This is a genomic window from Bacillus thuringiensis (assembly GCF_022095615.2).
Classification (GTDB): Bacteria; Bacillota; Bacilli; order Bacillales; family Bacillaceae_G; genus Bacillus_A; species Bacillus_A cereus_AG.
In genome coordinates, this window is sequence record NZ_CP155560.1 from 90,635 (window position 1) to 109,449 (window position 18,815).

An 18,815-nucleotide genomic window follows, 5' to 3' on the forward strand; every position below is an offset into this window, starting at 1 on the left:
TAAAATGTTTTGAGATTCAGGTGATTAACAGTCTTAGAACAGGAGAATTGAGAACTCTTCGTAATTTTACAATGCTTTAAATAGATAGTACCAAATCATGAGTATTGTATGAAAAAAATTTTATTAAAGTAAATAGGAGTGATAATATATGGCAATCGATCATATAAGCAACAACGTAGTAGAAAAATTAGAACAAGCGGTGCGCTATGAAAAGAAAGAAGTTCAGTTATTACGTGTAAGTAAAAGTAGTTCTAATATACACGCGTATATGATTTTTCCGGAATTCTCAGAGGTTAAAATTTCAAATACCGAACTGGATGAATATATAGAAAATCTAACAATAAGCTTGAAATACGTCATTGATCGCAAGTTGAGTCAGCAAGAAATAGAAAAACAAAATCATTCGTTCATTATGACATGTGCAGTTGAGGAGGATGGATTAATAGATGATGAAACTATTCATTTTCATACGACTTATGTCAAACCACCAACAATTGCAAATAAAGTATTTAAGTTAGTGTGTGGATTAGGCAATCGTTTAGATAGCTTAAAAGAGTTACATCTTACAGTATTAAATAATAATATTAATCGAATTGAAATTGGATTTTACAATGAAAATGAAACACATATGGCAGTAGAGAAGGAAGAAATCGCGAATGCAATTATGGGGGCATATACAAAAGCAAATATCTATTATGCAGCAGATCTCTATTATGTTGCAGAAGGAAATCAAATCAAATTAAAGAGCGTTAAACCAAAATTAGCGGGTGATGTGTGATGAAACAAGAAAAAAGGATGATAGGAGTCTTATGTACGCTTGTTTTGATGGTGTTACTATTTGTTCCCTTACAAGAAGTTCAGGCCTCTGTAAAAGTAGATTTTAATGAATTGAATGGGAACGATGTTTCGTCATCCTTTAAAGAGGGATTAAACAATCGAACGAAAACAAAAGAAAAAGATGATTCTTTTGGCTCATCAATCATACAAAAGATTGAAGGTCTGTATGCTCCGGCTTTTAAGGTAGGAGTAAATATCTTTTCTATTTCATTCGTATTAGGCATTATTGTCATGGTTATGGCGCTAATTACAAAGAATGGTCAATGGATGAAGTGGGCAACTGGAAGTATGATTTTCTCATTTATTAGTATGATGTCCCTGAGACTAAGTGTGTACTTCTTGTTCAGTTCGGATGTATTTTCGTTTATGAACATCTTTACGGATTTTTTAGACCTGTTTAAAGCAACTGCACTTATTTTCACACCGTTTATGTTAATTGCAGGTATTCGTTTAAGAAAGATTCATGAAAGTACGAAACAGCCTGAGTATTATCGTTGGTCTAACCGTGTCATAACAGGATCTTGTTTGCTGTGTATGTTAGCCGTACTCGCTCCATGGCTATTTGCTAATATGTAAAAAACTATATATAAAGATTAAAAAGGTGCTGAATCTACATTCAGTACCTTTTTCTAGCTATTTGGTTTCTTCTTTCATATTTTTCAAGTATTTCCAGTGATATAGGAGATAATATGCCACTTAGAAATACAGTTGTATTTTTGCAGGTGAAAAGTTTTGAAAAGGCTGAATCTGTTTCTCGTTCTGTTACCGTATTATCTACTATAAGCTTTAACATATCTATTACAATTCTCTTTAGGCTGGTCCGTAAATTAATAGAGGTGTATCATGTCATGCTTATAATTTAAATATTTCTCAATTGAAAATAACCTGATTTATGTTGAAAGGACTGTTTGTTTTGAAAAGAAATCGAGAGTATTTTGTTTTACGAAATTCCATTTTAATCGGTTGGCTGCTCACAATTATTGTTATGGGCCTATCTGTCTATTTTTCTTCCATCGCGTATTTATTAATCGGCTGTTTCATTCTGTCCCTAAAATACGGATTAATGGGCACAATAAAGAATGTAGAAAAACGTCTACCTACATGGGCTAACTTTGGTGTCATTGAAAAGCCAGTAAATAGAAGGGTAACTAGACCCTTTCAGTTTCGGGGTGGACTCCTTGTATCTTTAGCGTTGGGATTCGTGGAAATGGTGATAAAAGGCTTATGTATCTCATATTTTATTTTAGGATTAGAAACGTATGTATATCGTTTGATGCGCAGAAATGCAAGAGTTTGAAAAGGAGGCTTCTATTATGAAAGTATTGATATTCGAATTGATTCTCATTGTATTTCTGATTCCTTTGAACATCGTTTTAAAAAAACATGTACCGAAATGGAAAGGGAAAGCCGGGGAAAAACTAGTGAAACGTATATTCGGCAAATTGGATCCCACAAGTTATTATGTGTTACATGATGTGATGGTTCATACGGAGTATGGTGATACAACGCAAATTGACCATATTGTTATTGCGGAAACAGGTGTATTTGTTATAGAGACAAAGAACTACGAGGGCTGGATTTTTGGAAGTGAGAAATCAGCCAGGTGGACACAGGGTATTTTTAGAAAGAAATCCTCTTTTCAAAACCCATTTCGACAAAATTATAAACATATAAAGGCAATGGAATGGGTGATGGAACAACAGCTGCCATGCATCTCTATTGTCGCATTTCATCCAAAATGCAGTCTAAAAAGGGTAAATGTTCATTCTAAAGATAAACATGTCCTATATTATAACGAACTAAAAAAATGTATTGAATCATATATTGAACCGCAACAAACAATCGATGAAGTCCAACATATCTATCAAAGTATATTACAAGCAAACATTATGGATAAGGATATTGAGAAGAAACATGTGAAGTATTTACAGAATAGGTTTGCTAAACAATAAGAAACGGAGAAAGGAAAAATGTTATATATGATAGGATTTTTGGTAATCATCGTAGTAGTTATTCGTCTTAACGTGAAGTATTACCAGTTAAAAGGTAACCCAAAAGATTTTGTGATGAAAAAGAATGATTAAAGATACATTGTAGAAATAAAGGTAATAGACTACGTACATTATTAGGCCATCATTAACAGTTCAATAGAACTGTTTTAAGGCTTGTAAATAGATGCATATAACTATATTTTTATTTATGGATTCAAATGATAAAATAAATAGGAGGTTTAGTTTTAAAATGGTAAAAGAAGAAGGTTTGTCAGAAGAGCCAGAAGGTGGGCTTCGTTGTTCAGCTTGTTTTGATATGAGATTGGATCGTTCAGCTGAGGTAGCACAGGAAAGAGAATTTGATTACTTCGGCAGTGCAATTACTCTTTCTAAAAATAAAAATAGTCAATTAATAAATGAACTTGGAATTGGTGTGCAACAAAATTATGATTCACGTTATTTACCAAGTGATTTTAAAAAAAGTAATGGATATCAACGCTCAATTGAAATGTGTAATGAATATGATGTTTTCCGTCAATGTTATTGTGGTTGTTCATTTGCAGCGGAAAAACAAGGTATAGATTTACGAGCGGTGAACAAAGATGCAATAAATTATCTGAAAGAAAATAATTTTAGTTTGAAAAAAGAGATTTAATCGTGAAAAATTTGATGTGAAATTAACCTATGTTCTACAAAATAAATGCAGTATGTTTTTAAATGATAAATGTAAAAAGCTAAAATAGTTCTGGAATAACTCCTTACTGGTTAAATTTCAAGATAAGAAAAAACCAATAAGGAGTGTTTTTCTTAATCTCGCATTGCCCCTGCTTCTCGGGAAGTCATTGCTCCTTGTCCCGCTCTTACATCATTCTGAATTTCTTGTTTTACTTTTTGTGCATCAGTTTCAGCAAAATCTGGTTTCATAACAGAATCGGTGCTTTTTATAGCTTTTTTATGACCTTGCATACCACACCTCCTCGATTTAACGTTTAACAACCTTATTATTTACAAGAATATACTCGGTATACCCGTGTAGTTGAACGAATATCACGTAAAGTAAAAAGGTGATCAAATAAGTTTCTTAATATACTATTTAGATAAGAAGAAATAGCATATTAAAATCTTAAATTCTGCATATAAAATTAATAAGAAATATGATATGATGAAAGTAACAAAATTCTTCTAAATCTATCTTGCAAAAGGACACACCTAAGCATACATATGCTATAGGTGTGTCCTTTTTTATTTATTTTAAAACTTTGGAACCAAAAGGGGAGATAAATGTCGTGTGTTAATGAAATTACATTGACAAATGTCCTATTTATAAAAAGTATATAGGCAAAAAAAGAATGAGAGAGGAATGGTATTGAAATGCCCAGAATGTGAAAAGCACTCATTTAAACCTGTTTTTAATAATTATCCAAATTGGATTCAGAGTTGTATTTGTTTTAATTATCGAGGGCGCAATTCAATATATAGTCTATTTGTTTATTAAGTAGAGAGAAATGCTTATTTGGAGGAGAAGACATTATGAAATCTTGGATTTAGGTTATTTGTATTACGTCATTCGTTTTTTTAATGACAGCATACAACAATTCGATTCAAGTAAATGGTTCGAAACCTGCCCAAACAGTACAAAAGGGAGTACAACAGCACGTAAAAGGGAAAAGTATTGTTGATATTACAGAAGTTTATAAGGATAAATTAAATGGCTTAGAAACAGTTAAAGGGAAAGGAAGCGTCGTTATTTCTAAAGAAACAATTAAAAGGAAAAAACGTAACATAAGTCTATGATCGTGGACCAAAAGAGGACAAGTATGGCGGTAAATTGCATATGTATTTTGTGAAGGGATACATATCAATGAATTGATGGTTAAATCAGGATATGGTATTGTAGCTTACATTTTAAAACCTAGCACTTTACTGCTTCCACAAATGCTAGAAAGCGAAACAAAAGCAAAGGCATCAAAAATTGGTTTGTGGAGCATAAAGGGGGTTGTGGATGAAGAGGAAAATCATTATAACCGTAATAATGCGGCTTAGCACAATAATCCATTGCAATATAAATATTCGTACAAAATGGAGGTTTTTTGAATGAATGAAAACAAAAGAAATATGCTCTTATCCTTTATCATTTCAACTTTATTTATTTTCGCGAGTTTATTACCTTTTAGTAGTAATGAATGTGTGTATGTTATCTCCAAAATTGGTGCTGCAGCTGGTGTAATAAATATTGTAATGATGAGTGTCTTCTTGTATTTTCAAATTAAAAAAACGGGACATTTATTAAATTAGTAAAGTAAGACTTAATAGTTTTCCTTACCCTTTTCTTTTTAATAAGGGTAAGGAAAATTAAAAAGGGGTGCGAAAGATGAGTCAAGTACCTGGGTTTTTGAAGTTTGTTTTAGCGAAAGAAAGACGGTATGTATATTTAGCGGTAGCAAAAAAGAAAAACAAAAGAGTACATACACATATTGTATATAGATTTGGTCCGCTAGAAAAAGCATTAGAAGTCATGTATGTAATGCGTGATGATTTTGAGAATCCTTTTCCTTTAGAATTGAAAGAGTAGGGTTATGATTGGGATGATATCAATGTTTGGATACTGTCTATTGAAACAGGGTACTCCAAATACAGAAATAAATTGGTCATATATTTGCAAACGTTTTACATTCTAAATAAGACAGGTGAGGGGAATATAGGATGTCAATCATTCGAAAGTATCACATCGTAATTGCTTGGATGATAGCTACTAGTGCAACGGTCATAAGTTTGGTTTTTAGTGAATGGATGAAGCTGCCTCCATGTGATTTATGTTGGTATCAAAGGATGGCCATGTATCCACTAGTATTAATATTAGGTATAGGTATGTTTAGAAAAGATCCATACGTAAGTACATATGCATTTCCATACGTAAGTACATATGCATTTCCATTTGTATGTATTGGCCTATTAATAGCCGTTTATCAAATCACGATTCAGGCTTTTCCTACAAGTGAATTGAAGATGTGTTCAGTAGGAGTTTCTTGTACAGAAGATTACTTAAATTTGTTTGGCTTCATCTCGATTCCTATGCTATCTTTTGTTGGATTTTTAGCCATAATAATCCTTCTATATATTAAACCTGATAGAGAGACAAAAGATTGAGCAACAAAGTGATTGTGAAATATATACTTAGACAAACTAAAAATACTAATAAAATGATAATAAAAACAGAAAAGAAATGAAAAAGGAGAAATAAAAAATGACAACAATACAAGTAAGTAATGAAATGTGCAAAATTCCAGAAGCGGATGTAGAATTATTAAAGATTATGGCTCATCCAGTTAGATTACAAATCGTGAAAGAACTAGAAAATCGCAAAGTATGTAATGTAACACAGTTAACAGAGCTATTAGAAGTGCCTCAATCAACCGTATCTCAGCATTTATCTAAGATGCGTGGCAAGATTCTACGCTCGGAAAGAAGAGGGTTAGAGATGTACTATTATATTGTAAATTCCAAAGCATGCCAGATTGTTAGTGTGCTAGGTTTATAATTAACTTAAACTAAATAGTAGGTTACGAGAATAAATATAAAACAAGGGCAGCTATGCCAGGCTGCCCTTGTTTTATTGGTGATTTTGCATATATTTGTGTGCATATAGTATAGCAAACATTTTTCTTTTCTATCAAATAAAAAGAGCCTGTATGAACAGGCTGAAATTACGTATGGAAAAGAGGTCATGATACTCGACCTCTTTTTCATACAAGGGTTAGAAATTAGTTGCTATTAGACTCATACTCATTTTATGTTCAATGGTTAGAATATTCAATCTAATTATTTGTTTCTCAATATGTTTTTTTGTTTTTATTTAAGTAAAAAGAAGGTAGTAGTAAGCGAAATTAAGAACAGTTAAGAAAAAAGCTATTTTCTTTCCTGATTAACATAATTTTCAAAAAAGTACGGATGTTAATATTTGTTATATGATATATTTGTTAAAGTACTATTCCTGTAGTTTTAATGATGAATCTGTAAGATAGTTTGTTTGTCACATATATTCATCGTGAACTACCCGCCACTTAACGTCCTAATGGACTGTTTGAAGTGGGGGCTTCTCGGTTAGTCGTTACTTTTGATAGCTAACGAATTCGTCCTAAGACAACCGAGCTAACTCCCTCGTTCCAAGGGATATTTTATTGCTATCTATGCTAACGCTAATAGGCATATTGCTTCATTTTTGATATTGATAGCTGCGTTATAATCTCTATCGAGATTTACACCACATATACAAGAATAGACTCGCTCAGACAATGACATATTTTTCACATTTCCACAACTGCTACATGTTTTTGTGGAAGGAAACCATTTGTCTATTTTCACAAGTTGTTTGCCTTGTTCGTGTAGTTTATAAGCTAAAAAAGAAGTGAACATACCCCAACCATTGTCAGTGACACTTTTTCCAAAATGAAGTGCTTGCGACATTCCTTTCATATTTAGATCTTCAATAGCTACAACATCAAAATGTGTAGCTAACTCTTTAGACTTATGATGAAGGAAGTTCTTACGTTGGTTCGCTACTTTTTCATGTAACTTAGCTACACGGATACGTTGTTTATTCCAACGAATAGAACCTTTTATTCTTCTTGATAATACTCGTTGTGCCTTTGCTAATCGGTCTAACATTTCACGATAGAACTTAGGATAATTGGCTCTCTCATCCTCAGAACTGACGTATAATTGATCCATCGCAAAGTCTAATCCAACAACTGTTTCTACTTCTTTTTGTACAATCTCTTTTTCGTATGCAGTCAAGATAGACACATAGTATTTACCAGTAGGTGTCATAGAAATCGTACATGACTTGATTATATGGTCTTGTGGTATTTCTCTATGCTGTTTGATACGTACCATTTTCAGTTTTGGCAATTTGATATGACCGTTAAGCAATATAATATTTCCGTTCACTACATTCGTTGTATAAGACTTTCTGTCTTTTTTACTTTTGAATGTTGGGAAGTCATTTTGACCCCTAAAGAAATTCTTATAGGCAGTTTGTAAGTTTAGTTGAGCATTTGCCAACGCTAATGAATCAACTTCTTTTAACCACTCAAATTCTGCTTTGTATTTCGCAGGAGTGGGAAGCTGTTGTTTCTTTAGTTGTTTCTTATCATCTTTGTATTTTTCATACACTTCTTTCCTTTCGGCTAACATTCTGTTATACACGAAACGTACAGAACCGAAGGTTTTACGCATAAGATGTGCTTGATCTTCTGTTGGATACAAACGGAATTTATATGCTTTATTCTGCTTTGTCATATCATTTCACCTCACTTTTCACCTTGATTTTCAATATATTTTTTTACTACGTCTATTGATGAAGCACCAGTAGTTAGTAAGCAAAAACTTCTTGACCAAAACATCTCTTTCCAAAGTTTCTTTCTCACTTGTGGAAAGTCTCTCTTGATTAGTCGAGAGCTTGCACTTTTATAAGCATTGATGAATTTTGTCATTTCTGTATTAGGGTGTGCTTTGAACAAAATATGAACATGATCTACATCGTGATTCCATTCAACTAATGTGATGTTATAGCTTTCAGATAGTCGAACAAACATATCTTTTGCATAGTCTGACATATCATCATCAAATACATTTCTTCTGTATTTCACGACCAATACAAGGTGATAGTACAACGAGAATACTGAATGGTTATTACTATCTAATTTCATTAATATACCAACCTTTATCATTTATAAGACTGATTATATCAAAGGCAACATAAAATGCAAAACCTTTTGGCTACGCCAAACCGAAATTCATCTGCCACCTACCGTTGGTCTACGCCCTTCACACGCTTGAGGAAGGAGAATCCTTTCGGGGAATACATTAAATTAAAAAGAACTTGTAGAGATTCCTACAGGCTCTTTTTAGTTTAAGGGTTGAATGTAGATTTGAAGTAAAGAAACAATTTTTTGAGAGGAGAAAAGTAAATGTTTATAAAAGCGGAAAGATTATTAATACGAAATTTTGAGTTCAAAGATTGGCAAGCTGTCCATGAGTATACATCAGATAGCAATGTAATGAAATACATACCCGAAGGGGTTTTTACTGAAGAAGATACAAGAAACTTTGTAAATAAAAATATGGGTGAAAATGCTGAGAACTTTCCTGTGATACTGATAGATGAAAATATTCTGATTGGTCATATTGTTTTTCATAAATATTTTGGTGAGCATACTTATGAGATTGGGTGGGTATTCAATCCTAAATATTTCGATAAAGGATATGCTTCTGAAGCAGCACAAGCTACATTGAAATATGGGTTTAAGGAAATGAAATTACATAGAATTATAGCGACATGTCAGCCACAAAATACCCCATCATATCGATTGATGGAGAGAATTGGAATGAGAAGAGAAGGCTATTTCAGGAAGTGTATCCCCCATGGAAATGAATGGTGGGATGAATATTATTACGCTATTTTAGAAGAAGAGTAGTGTTTCAGAGCGCATTATTTAAATCGCTTGGTCTATAAAATCATTAAAATGTGGGCGGTCCACACCCGTTTACCTTCTTTAGAAATCAAGAGGACGACAATGGAAGCCGGTTATGACTACTACCCTATTTATGAACAAGTTCATTGTATAGGAGCCCAGTCTGTCATAGCATACAACAAGAAAAATGAGCCTGAACCAATAGGCTTTGATAAGTACTTCGCACCAACATGTGTGCGAGAGCATAGTTATTGTTACGACAGCTATGATGCAAAATATGAAACATTAAAATATACACGGCCAATCGAATGTAAAGAAGGTCCATTAGCCCGCGACAGCCTTTGTCAAAAGGTTTATAAAAAGAAAGTTACAGATGACCTGAGACGTTATACGGTACAGGCAAGAGGCCCGATGAAATGGACTGAAATCTATAAGGAACGAAGTGCCGTTGAGCGCGTAAACACCTATCTAAAAGGTTATTTTCTAATGAATCAGATTTACCATTGTACAGGGAAGAAAGCTAAAGTCCATTTTGATTTGGTTCATCTTGCGTAAAACGCCTGCAAACTGGCAGTTGATCGGCTTTCCCAACTACAACTTTCTGTAGCATAATTAGCTATTTCATTCGTTTTTTTAAGGAATCATCGAAATTCTGTTTCTTTATGATTTTTTAAAAGTGCGCATTATGAAATTGATTCAGTTGTTTAAAAATAGAGATGCTATGATGGATAATTATGCTATTTTTTATTTCATGTATAATAAGATGAGGGGATATCTTAATATTAAACTAATCAAAACAAGTATATCAGTAAAAGGGGGAGAAGGATGGATAAGTTATTGCAAGAAATAATAAATTGGGTTAGTAGGACTAATGAACAGGTTGTTATTGGTGTTTCAGGGCATGGAGCTGCTGGAAAAACAACGTTTGCTAATATGCTTGTAGACCTACTAGATCAAAATGAAGTGAATTATATTAATACAGATCCATACATTGTTAGTTCAGATATACGAAAGCATGCAATTATTCACTATACATATCAAAACGAAAATCATCATTATAAAATGACGGCTTGTCATCCATCAGCGCATCATCTGTCTGCTTTAGAAAGAGATGTTCAGATGGTAAGGGCTGGTTTAGATTTTTATACGATAGATACGCATTATATGAAAAGCGAGTTAATTTCTTCAAAAAACAAAGTGACGATTGTAGAAGGAATGTGTGTCGCATTTATTAATCCCGATCTATTTGATTTAAAAATTTACTTCTATACAGATGATGAAACGGAATTAATGAGAAGGTCTAGCCGAGATATTGCTGAAAGGGGAGCCGATATCAATTATTTAAGGCAATCTCATGCAGAACGTCGAATTCAATATAAGGTTTTTATGCATCCATACAGTCAACATTTTGATATTATTATTAAAAGTTCCGATAAAGCAATATGTCTAGAAAAAAATACATTTGAGTTTTATGGAGTATAAATGCAAATACTCTATTTGTTATGTTTATTATGAGGGTTCATTTTCATTATTTGGATCTCAAATGAAGCAACTTTATTATTCGCTAAAAAATCCATTTTCTATGAAACAACTAGATTTTTAAACGACTTTAATAGACATCTGTCATTTACATAGACAGATGTCTATTGTATTTTTGGCGGCAAGACGAAATAACTTTATTGTTGCTTTACAGCAGTGGGGTAGTTCAAAACAACTCCTTCCACAAAATATATACTGATTAGTGCTGTTATTCATTCTAATCTTTGTAATAACCGGATATTGCCGCTAGTCCAAAAAAGTTCGCAATCTATTATAAGTAATTCATGAAGATAAGATAATAAAAAATATTTTTTCATTTTAATATTTAAAACTTATGTATACGTGTTACAATGAAGTTCTCCAATTTATTTTATTCTTCTATTTAGAATTTATGGTTTAGTTTCCAATAATACAAAAGTTGCTGTAGTAAATAGATAAATGAATAAAGCGAAGTGGCCAGAGTGGTTAAAAGGATAAGGCTGTTAAGTATAGTTATTCAAAGATTGAACTACTCACCACTTAATGTCCTTACGGACTGTTTGAAGTGGGAGATTCCTGCGAACACCGATGTATCCAACAGTTATCTTAGCAGGCGCCGCCCGTAGTCCCTACGGTGAAAACATAAGCATCTTGTACGTTGACTCACCACGTTTCCTACTTTAGCTTGGTTTTCGCAACTTCAGCAAACGTGGGGCGAAAGAACGTTGAAGATTTTACAGTTGCAACGTTTTTCTGCAACCAACCTCATATCTTCAGTTTTCAAAGAGCAATCTGTACATGTATATAGTAGCAAACATGTTGGCTTATGCCAACCGACATTCATTTCCCACCTAAAATTGGTGTTTTACACCTTCACATTTTTGAGGAAGGAGTCTTTTGTCGGAAAACGATAAATTCACTTAGTTAAGTTAAATGGAATTTAGTATGGTAAGGATTTCATCTAATGTGAATCGATCTAAATTAAACTTTTGATTCAATCAAAACTAAAAATCATCTTTTAAATGAAGTCTATGTTTCTACAGTTAATGTAGAATAATTTGTAGGTTTAACATTGATTACTATAAAAAAATTACATATTCGAAAGGTGGATAGATAAAATTCTGCTTGTAAAAACTAAATTGTTATATAAGGAGATATATGTAAAAGGATATAACGGTAATTTCATTTCGAATGATACCATAAATGAATGTAGAAAAAATAAAGGAGCAAACGATTAAATAAACAATATAAGTTGTAAGAATGAAAGGAAGAATTTGATAGTGTTTAAAATAAAAGAAAGATTGGAACAAATGAAGCTTAAAACGAAGTTGTCTATGGCATTTATTGCAATATTAATTATACCTAGTCTTATCGTAGGAGTATCATCTTATGATAAAGCAAAAACGGATCTTAATGAAACAATTCTACAAACTGCGAAAGATAATGTAAGTATTTTAAATAAGATAGTTGACGATGAGTTAGAAAATAAACATGTAGATGTAACTCATTTTGCAAAGATACTTACACAAGGTGATTATAATGCTGACCAATTGCAAAATGTGCAAAGTAAATTTGATCAATATATACAGTTACATCCAGAGATAGAAACAATTTATACTACATCCAGTAATAATCAATTTATTCATGCACCTGTTGGAAAAATACCAGACGGATTTAATCCGTTAGAAAGTAGTTGGTATAAGGATGCAGTAAAAGCTAATGGAGAGATTATTGTTTCGTCTCCCTATAAATCAAAGGCTACAGGAAATATGGTAATAGCAATTGCAAAGCAAAATGCTGATAAAAGTGGTGTCATTGGTATGGATTTGAATATTGATGATATCGTAAAAACTTCTAAAATGATAAAAATAGGAAAACAAGGCTTTGTATCTATAGTAAGTCAAGATAAGACTATCGTTGTTCATCCTACACTTAAGCCAGGTGAGAAATTAGAGAAATCATTAGCAGATGAACTATACAAGAAAGAAGATGGAGTAATTACTTATAGCCTTAATGGTGAGGATCGAAACATAAGCTTTAAAACAAACAAAAAAACAGGTTGGAAAATAGCTGGTGTAATGCCTATTAAAGAGATTGAAGAAGCTACCAATCCTATTTTTTATAAAACGCTCACTATAATAGGGGCTTCACTGTTGTTAGGTGGAATTGTAATTTTCTTCATTCTTAAATCTATTATTAATCCACTAAGACAATTAGTTATTTCAGCTCAAAGAATTAGTCAGGGAGATTTAACTGAGAAAATAGATATTCGTTCAAAGGATGAACTTGGTCAATTAGGTGGTAGTTTCAATACAATGGCAGAGTCGTTATGTAATATAATTTCTCAAATTAACACATCTGCAGGACATGTGGCTGCTTCGTCTGAAGAACTAACTGCTAGCGTAGAGCAAGCAAGTGTTGCGACAGAACAAATCACAAAAGAAATGGAAGAAATATCGAATAGTGCAGAAGTACAAAATAATGAAGTTGCGTCTGGAGCTAAATTAATTGGTGAGGTAACACGAAACATTCAATGCGTAGCTGATAATGCTTCCGAAGTATCGACTTCATCCTTATATACAAAGCAAAGAGCTAACGAGGGCGAACAATTAGTAGAACAAACTGTAATGCAAATGCAGTCTATACATCGTTCTGTTTCTCAATCCGATAATGTAATTAAATTATTAGATAAGAAATCGCAGCAAATCGGAAGTATATTAGAAGTAATTCAAAATATTGCTGCACAAACAAATTTATTAGCATTGAATGCAGCGATTGAAGCGGCAAGGGCAGGAGAACAGGGGCGTGGCTTTGCAATTGTTGCTGATGAAGTCAGGAAGTTAGCAGAGCAATCATCCGAATCTTCGATGGAAATTGGAAGTTTAATTAATGAAATACAAGCAGATGTACATGAGACTGTAAAAGCTATGAATGAAGTAGGAGTTGAAGTGCAGTCGGGGATTCAGGTTGCGAATGATACAAAACAAAGTTTTTATGAGATTTCAAAATCTGCAAATGATATTGTGTCAAAAGTACAGGGTATGGTGGAATTATCAAATAAAATGACAAGTGATGTAATGGAAGTCGATACATCAATTAATCAAATATCTATGGCTGTGAAAGAGAATTCTTCAAGTATGCAAACGATAGCCGGTTCATCTGAGGAGCAACATGCTTCTATGGAAGAGATAAATTCTTCAGCAATACAATTAGCACAGATGGCCGAAGAGCTTCAAGAATTAATTGGTGGATTTAAGATATAAGTTAAGATTCTAGGATAGAATTCTAGATAGTATATGTAAGGGTAGAAGTTAAAAATCTTATAATGTAGTAAATAAATATAATATGTATTTTTTATTATAAAGAATGAAGAAATAAGGCTTTTAACCGCAAGAACTACGGGGGTAGCCTAATCAATTAGAGTTCAAAGAGTTTACACATGCAGATCAACTACTTTAAATGGTAGTTGATCTTTTTTATGAGATATTCATTTTTGAATATCTCCTTCATTCAAGTGTAGTGTTGATACAGAAGTATATATTGAACAATTTATCACATCCAAAAATCTTCAAAGTCTACGCCGAATCCTTTTCTTTTTAAGGCCCTGATTATTTTTTGACCATTCCCTAATGAAGGCTTGAATTGATTCGAACGGGAGATACGGCTAATTGTATTTTGGTTTACCCCACTCCATTCCTTTAATTCCGTTTGAGTAATATCATTCTTTCTTAAAAATTTACCAAACTTAGATAACGGTTTTCCTAAGCCAAACACTGCGAACACTCCTATTCGTAGATACTCTATTAATCACATTTTTACCAAAGCCTGATTTTTTTAAACAAAAGTGTTAATAATGTACAAGCTGTTCGCAATATGATGTATCAAGGTCGCTATCAAAGTTGCTAGCAAACGTATTATCAAGATAGATATCAAATCAATTAGCTTCTGTATTGGCAAAGTACATATCAAATTAACTATCAAAGTAATGTTAACAAGGTAATAAATGAATCAACCCTATGTTTTATAAGTTTTCTTATTCTGTTTATAAAGAGAACGGAGGCATTTAAATGCGAGTAAGGAAAGAAAGGATTTTTTTTCGTAAGTTTATAGATCGGCCATACAAAGATAAAGAAAATACAATTCGTAAATATAAGTCATTAAGTCCTTTTGCATTTTTTCATATGTCCGATCAAGTGTTAAATACTTATATTGCATTAGGAATAATGGGGACGGTTTTAATTGGGGCAGTCTTGTTAGAAAAGTATTTGGTACAAAATGAACATATAATTGCAGCAAAGTTTGTGAGTGGAAGTATTTATTATGGTATGCGAATTGGTGGGGTTTGCTTGATTGGATACGCATTTGTTCGCATCGTAAGTATGTTTTAGGGAGGAATGGAGTAAATGAGGATTATAAAGGAGTGGCTTCATACACAAAAGTTAAGGAATCGACTTAAAGAGGTTTTTGCAAAAGCAGGACTATATACGGAACATCAAACACGTGGAGGGAAAGTGCCTATTTATCCAAAGGTACATAATATTTCTTCTTCAACAGAAAGTGTAAGGTATGTATTTACGATACCAAACGGATTAGATCCACAAAAGATTGAAAAGAAGTGGTTTTGTTTTCAACAAATATTAGGACGGAATATTACGATTGAAGGGGATGTGAAAAAATTTGTACTACATGTATTCCATTCAAATTCTGGACTAAAACCTTATAAGTACTGTTATAAAGAGTGGCATTCATTATTAAAGGAGTATCGTCTTCCTGTTGTGGTTGGCCGGGATCAATTTGGGAAAATGATTACATACGATATGCTTGATTCCAATACACCACACTTATTAATTGCGGGGGAAACGGGAAGCGGGAAAAGTAGTATGGTGCGTGTTGTACTATCCACTTTCATTCAATATATGTCACCTGATAAGCTGCATTTGTATCTTGGGGATCTAAAAAACTCTGAATTTCATTTTTTGCGAAGAGTGAAGCATGTAAAAGACGTTTGTATGGAAGAAATCGAAATGAAAATTATGCTTCAAAAGGTGTGGAAGGAAATCAGAGAACGAAGAAAACTCATGGAACAGTTTGAGGTTGATCATATTGATGCGTACAACAAATTGAATCCTGATAATCAAAAACCATATATTTTACTTGCTATTGATGAAGTGGCGATGCTTAAAGATGAAAAAGAATGTATGACTACAATCGAAAAAATTTCAGCAGTCGGCCGATCCCTTGGGGTCTTTCTTATGCTTAGTATGCAGAGGCCGGATGCAAAGGTGTTGGATGGCAAGTTAAAACTCAATATGACCGTAAGAATTGGTTTTAAATGCGATAGTGCGATTAATAGTAATATCATGGGTACTCCTGGTTCAGAGCATTTAGAGCAATCGGGCCAAATGATATTAAAACGAAATGGATTAAAGAAAGTGCAAGCACCTTATTTGGAATTAAGTAATGCGAAACAAATTGTTGAACCCTATCGCATGTCTAAAGAAGAGAAAATGCTCCAAATTCCTCTAAAAAAAGAAATTCCTTTATTTGGGGTGTTAGATGATGAGGAGTAGAGATAAAGGAATTTTAAATGATTTGAAGCGATTTAGATGCATGTCCCGTGATGATATTATTGACTTGCATTTTCAGGGTTTAAAGAATGCAGTAACTTGTTGTAATACGGTTATGAAACGATTAAGGAGAGATGGTTATGTTGATGCAAACGTATTACAGCACCCATACATTTATTTTCCACAACCAAGTTCTATCAAAAAAACGAGTCAAAAAATTCCTCATTTCCTTGGCATTGTGGACGTATACAAACAACTTGTCTACTACGAAAATCCTAAACTATTCAAAGTGGAACCTAAGTATGGGAAAGAGTATATGGAGCCAGATGCCTTTACGATATGGCGTAGATCCCCATTTTTTATTGAAGTTCAAAAGTCAGTATACAGTAAAAAAATAATGCAAGATAAGATAAATAGATACGAGTTATACTTCCATAGCCAAGAATGGCACAATGAATCTTGGCAACCGAAAGCTTCTAAATTTTTCCCTTCAATCCTAATCATTACTGACAAACATTACGACGTTCAATCTTCTTATTTCCGTATATTCCAGGCGAATTCTATAGGGGATTTTATGAACAACTTAATAATTAAATCATAAAGAAAGCCTGCAAAGTGCAGAGCTTTTTTCTTTTCAATAATCTATTAAGCAATGTATGATGCTCTATTACAGCAAAGCAGATATAGTCGCCCTTCAAATTGATAACGATAATTCCTGTTTGGATATGAATCACAAGTTTAGGAAAGTAAATCTTCATTTTAATTTTATTATAATAGGTAATTCCTATTGAAACTATATTTATTATTATATTGAACTATGAATCGCTGCATTTTAAACTAAGTTGGAATACAAAATACTATCGGAAAGGAATTGGGATTCATTATGAACGATAAAGGCACACCATTGTATACAAAGCTAGTAGAACATGCAAAGCGAAAAAAGGTTTATTTCCATTTAATGGAAGGTAAATAGGTTGCTGATTTATACAAAAAATGGTTATAAATCAGCTTTCGGATAAGAGGATGAATGAAAGATAGAGTAGCAGGGAATTTGTAGAGTATAATCTCATATTTTTTTATGTATGGTGACGTATTAGTCGTTGAAAAGGAGGGGATAAAAATTGCACACGATAAGGAAAGACACAAATTCTGAAATAGCGTTCATTAAATAAACTCATAATATGCCAGAGAATGGGCTTTGTGCCAATTTCAATCATAGGCTTTGGTTTTAGATGTGTTTCTTCGCCAATTCGAGTACCATATCCACCAGCAAGAATTACAGCTTTCATATTTATTATCCTCCAATTTTAAAGGCATTTTTTGTTTTGAAATTACACTTTTATAGTAGTGATTAATATATTAGGCAATCGTAATTTAATAAATTAAATAATACTTTACAAAGAAAAAAGGAACCAAATATGGTTACCCAAAAAAGGGACCAAGTATGGTTACCCGAAAAAGGAAGTTGTATGACATCCTTGGAAAATAATCTGCAATAATACCGTATGGTTTTATTAACATTTTTATAACCAAAAAATAATTATTTTTCATGTCCAATATTGTTTCATAGTGGACATGAAAAATGCTTATAAATGATATGAGGGTAGGGAAAAGCGTGGAATATTAAAATAACTGAGGGGTGTTGATTATCACTACATTAATCTCGCACTTTTATAATGAAGAATATTTACTGCCTTGGTGGTTAATGCATCATAAAAAAATTTTTGATCACGGTATTTTAATTAATAGGGGTTCTACAGATCGATCAGTGGAGATGTGTAGAATATTCGCACCGAACTGGGAAGTGAGGAATTCAAGAGTACCAGAGTTCGATGCAGAACAAGTGGATAATGAAGTTATGGATATTGAAAGTGAAGTGACGGGGTGGAAAATGACTTTAAATACTACCGAATTTCTTTGTTATCCAAATAAAACTGAATTTTTTAATTCGCTAAATGAATTAAAAAAGAGGATGTATGCAATCCGAATGATTTTAATGGTCGACCCTTTAAACTATGGATGTCGTAATCCAAGATACTCTATTCCATTGGTAGAACAAAGATTTCATGGTTATTTTCCACACAATCCACATCCAGGGAAAAGTTGGAGGTTGATACACGATTATAAAAGGGGAGAATATACGCCAGGGAGGCATTCATCAGCCTATTCATTCCAGTTGTATTCTTCACCAGCGTTTGTTTTGAAATTCTATTTTAGTCCATGGAACGATCAAATGAAAAGACGAAGGTTACAAATTGCTCCAACCTTATCTAAACGTTGGAGTGCTTTAACATCTTTTTATGGAACAAATTTAGAAGAACTAGAGGAGAAATTTATAGGAACTGCAGAGCATACGCAAGACCTTCGCTTGCATCCAGAATATCAAGCAGTATTTTCAAAAAAGATTAAGTTTACATGGGAGGAATGAC

The 18,815-nt window shown here is 32.9% G+C and carries 19 protein-coding genes and 5 pseudogenes; 19 read left to right on the forward strand and 5 right to left on the reverse strand.

From position 1 onward, the window contains the following. Positions 1-148 precede the first annotated feature (148 nt). The 6 genes and pseudogenes from KZZ19_RS27300 to KZZ19_RS27325 form a co-directional block, all read left to right on the forward strand. Positions 149-778: a hypothetical protein gene (locus KZZ19_RS27300; protein WP_237981998.1), complete on the forward strand. Its 630-nt coding sequence runs from the start codon at positions 149-151 to the stop codon at positions 776-778. Beyond that, on the forward strand, positions 778-1,413 hold the full coding sequence (locus KZZ19_RS27305; RefSeq protein ID WP_226545935.1) for a hypothetical protein: 636 nt from the start codon (positions 778-780) through the stop codon (positions 1,411-1,413). Before KZZ19_RS27300 ends, KZZ19_RS27305 begins: the two co-directional genes overlap by 1 nt. A 113-nt stretch (positions 1,414-1,526) precedes the next feature. Further along, positions 1,527-1,700 (forward strand): hypothetical protein, encoded by a 174-nt coding sequence (locus KZZ19_RS27310; RefSeq protein ID WP_226546092.1) that lies wholly within the window; start codon positions 1,527-1,529, stop codon positions 1,698-1,700. Positions 1,701-1,750: 50 nt separating this feature from the next. Next, a complete protein-coding gene (locus KZZ19_RS27315) occupies positions 1,751-2,134 on the forward strand; it encodes a hypothetical protein (RefSeq protein WP_016135886.1) in 384 nt (127 codons plus the stop codon). A gap of 16 nt (positions 2,135-2,150) precedes the next feature. Beyond that, the gene (locus tag KZZ19_RS27320; RefSeq protein ID WP_237981997.1) at positions 2,151-2,789 is read left to right on the forward strand and encodes a nuclease-related domain-containing protein; all 639 of its coding nucleotides are present in this window, start codon (positions 2,151-2,153) and stop codon (positions 2,787-2,789) included. Positions 2,790-3,075: 286 nt separating this feature from the next. Then, positions 3,076-3,483: pseudogene (locus tag KZZ19_RS27325) on the forward strand (epoxyqueuosine reductase QueH); the annotation flags it as partial. A 152-nt stretch (positions 3,484-3,635) separates the two neighbouring features. Here KZZ19_RS27325 and KZZ19_RS27330 read toward each other — a convergent pair. After that, positions 3,636-3,794 (reverse strand): hypothetical protein, encoded by a 159-nt coding sequence (locus tag KZZ19_RS27330; protein WP_226545933.1) that lies wholly within the window; start codon positions 3,792-3,794, stop codon positions 3,636-3,638. A gap of 612 nt (positions 3,795-4,406) precedes the next feature. On the opposite strand from KZZ19_RS27330, the pseudogene KZZ19_RS27335 reads away from it, so the two are divergent. From KZZ19_RS27335 to KZZ19_RS27355, 5 genes and pseudogenes are all read left to right on the forward strand, one after another. Further along, positions 4,407-4,871 (forward strand): annotated as a pseudogene (locus tag KZZ19_RS27335) (thermonuclease family protein). A gap of 51 nt (positions 4,872-4,922) precedes the next feature. After that, a complete protein-coding gene (locus KZZ19_RS27340; protein WP_016090011.1) occupies positions 4,923-5,123 on the forward strand; it encodes a hypothetical protein in 201 nt (66 codons plus the stop codon). A gap of 76 nt (positions 5,124-5,199) precedes the next feature. Then, a pseudogene (locus tag KZZ19_RS27345) lies at positions 5,200-5,484 on the forward strand (hypothetical protein); the annotation flags it as partial. 47 nt (positions 5,485-5,531) lie between these two features. Then, positions 5,532-5,975 (forward strand): disulfide bond formation protein B, encoded by a 444-nt coding sequence (locus KZZ19_RS27350; RefSeq protein WP_237981996.1) that lies wholly within the window; start codon positions 5,532-5,534, stop codon positions 5,973-5,975. A 97-nt stretch (positions 5,976-6,072) separates the two neighbouring features. Further along, positions 6,073-6,366: an ArsR/SmtB family transcription factor gene (locus KZZ19_RS27355; RefSeq protein WP_097817271.1), complete on the forward strand. Its 294-nt coding sequence runs from the start codon at positions 6,073-6,075 to the stop codon at positions 6,364-6,366. Between the two features lie 647 nt (positions 6,367-7,013). Here the strand turns inward: KZZ19_RS27355 and KZZ19_RS27360 are convergent. Both KZZ19_RS27360 and tnpA read right to left on the reverse strand, forming a co-directional pair. Beyond that, complete coding sequence (locus KZZ19_RS27360; protein ID WP_237981995.1) at positions 7,014-8,126, reverse strand: transposase; 1,113 nt, start codon at positions 8,124-8,126, stop codon at positions 7,014-7,016. Between the two features lie 11 nt (positions 8,127-8,137). Continuing rightward, complete coding sequence (gene tnpA, locus KZZ19_RS27365; protein WP_237981994.1) at positions 8,138-8,536, reverse strand: IS200/IS605 family transposase; 399 nt, start codon at positions 8,534-8,536, stop codon at positions 8,138-8,140. A 261-nt stretch (positions 8,537-8,797) separates the two neighbouring features. Here tnpA and KZZ19_RS27370 point away from each other — a divergent pair, with 261 nt between their 5' ends. The 4 genes and pseudogenes from KZZ19_RS27370 (at position 8,798) to KZZ19_RS27385 (ending at position 14,082) form a co-directional block, all read left to right on the forward strand. Beyond that, entirely contained in the window at positions 8,798-9,304 is a 507-nt protein-coding gene (locus KZZ19_RS27370) for a GNAT family N-acetyltransferase (RefSeq protein WP_226545929.1), read from the forward strand. Positions 9,305-9,373: 69 nt separating this feature from the next. After that, a pseudogene (locus KZZ19_RS27375) lies at positions 9,374-9,853 on the forward strand (IS5/IS1182 family transposase); the annotation flags it as partial. Positions 9,854-10,126: 273 nt separating this feature from the next. Next, entirely contained in the window at positions 10,127-10,783 is a 657-nt protein-coding gene (locus tag KZZ19_RS27380; RefSeq protein ID WP_237981993.1) for a uridine kinase family protein, read from the forward strand. A gap of 1,316 nt (positions 10,784-12,099) precedes the next feature. Further along, on the forward strand, positions 12,100-14,082 hold the full coding sequence (locus tag KZZ19_RS27385; RefSeq protein ID WP_237981992.1) for a methyl-accepting chemotaxis protein: 1,983 nt from the start codon (positions 12,100-12,102) through the stop codon (positions 14,080-14,082). 289 nt (positions 14,083-14,371) lie between these two features. Here the strand turns inward: KZZ19_RS27385 and KZZ19_RS27390 are convergent, their stop codons facing one another. Continuing rightward, the gene (locus KZZ19_RS27390) at positions 14,372-14,593 is read right to left on the reverse strand and encodes a helix-turn-helix domain-containing protein (RefSeq protein ID WP_064474032.1); all 222 of its coding nucleotides are present in this window, start codon (positions 14,591-14,593) and stop codon (positions 14,372-14,374) included. A 293-nt stretch (positions 14,594-14,886) separates the two neighbouring features. Here KZZ19_RS27390 and KZZ19_RS27395 point away from each other — a divergent pair, with 293 nt between their 5' ends. The 3 genes from KZZ19_RS27395 to KZZ19_RS27405 are packed head-to-tail and all read left to right on the forward strand — an operon-like array spanning position 14,887 to position 16,987. Beyond that, positions 14,887-15,207 (forward strand): hypothetical protein, encoded by a 321-nt coding sequence (locus tag KZZ19_RS27395; RefSeq protein WP_237981991.1) that lies wholly within the window; start codon positions 14,887-14,889, stop codon positions 15,205-15,207. A 15-nt stretch (positions 15,208-15,222) separates the two neighbouring features. Then, complete coding sequence (locus KZZ19_RS27400) at positions 15,223-16,389, forward strand: FtsK/SpoIIIE domain-containing protein (RefSeq protein ID WP_237981990.1); 1,167 nt, start codon at positions 15,223-15,225, stop codon at positions 16,387-16,389. Positions 16,390-16,411: 22 nt separating this feature from the next. Further along, a complete protein-coding gene (locus tag KZZ19_RS27405) occupies positions 16,412-16,987 on the forward strand; it encodes a replication-relaxation family protein (protein WP_016090027.1) in 576 nt (191 codons plus the stop codon). A 562-nt stretch (positions 16,988-17,549) separates the two neighbouring features. Here the strand turns inward: KZZ19_RS27405 and KZZ19_RS27410 are convergent. Next, positions 17,550-17,675 (reverse strand): annotated as a pseudogene (locus KZZ19_RS27410) (sugar phosphate nucleotidyltransferase); the annotation flags it as partial. Positions 17,676-18,031: 356 nt separating this feature from the next. Here KZZ19_RS27410 and KZZ19_RS27415 point away from each other — a divergent pair. Then, positions 18,032-18,814: a glycosyltransferase family 2 protein gene (locus KZZ19_RS27415; RefSeq protein ID WP_237982052.1), complete on the forward strand. Its 783-nt coding sequence runs from the start codon at positions 18,032-18,034 to the stop codon at positions 18,812-18,814. Position 18,815 lies beyond the last annotated feature (1 nt).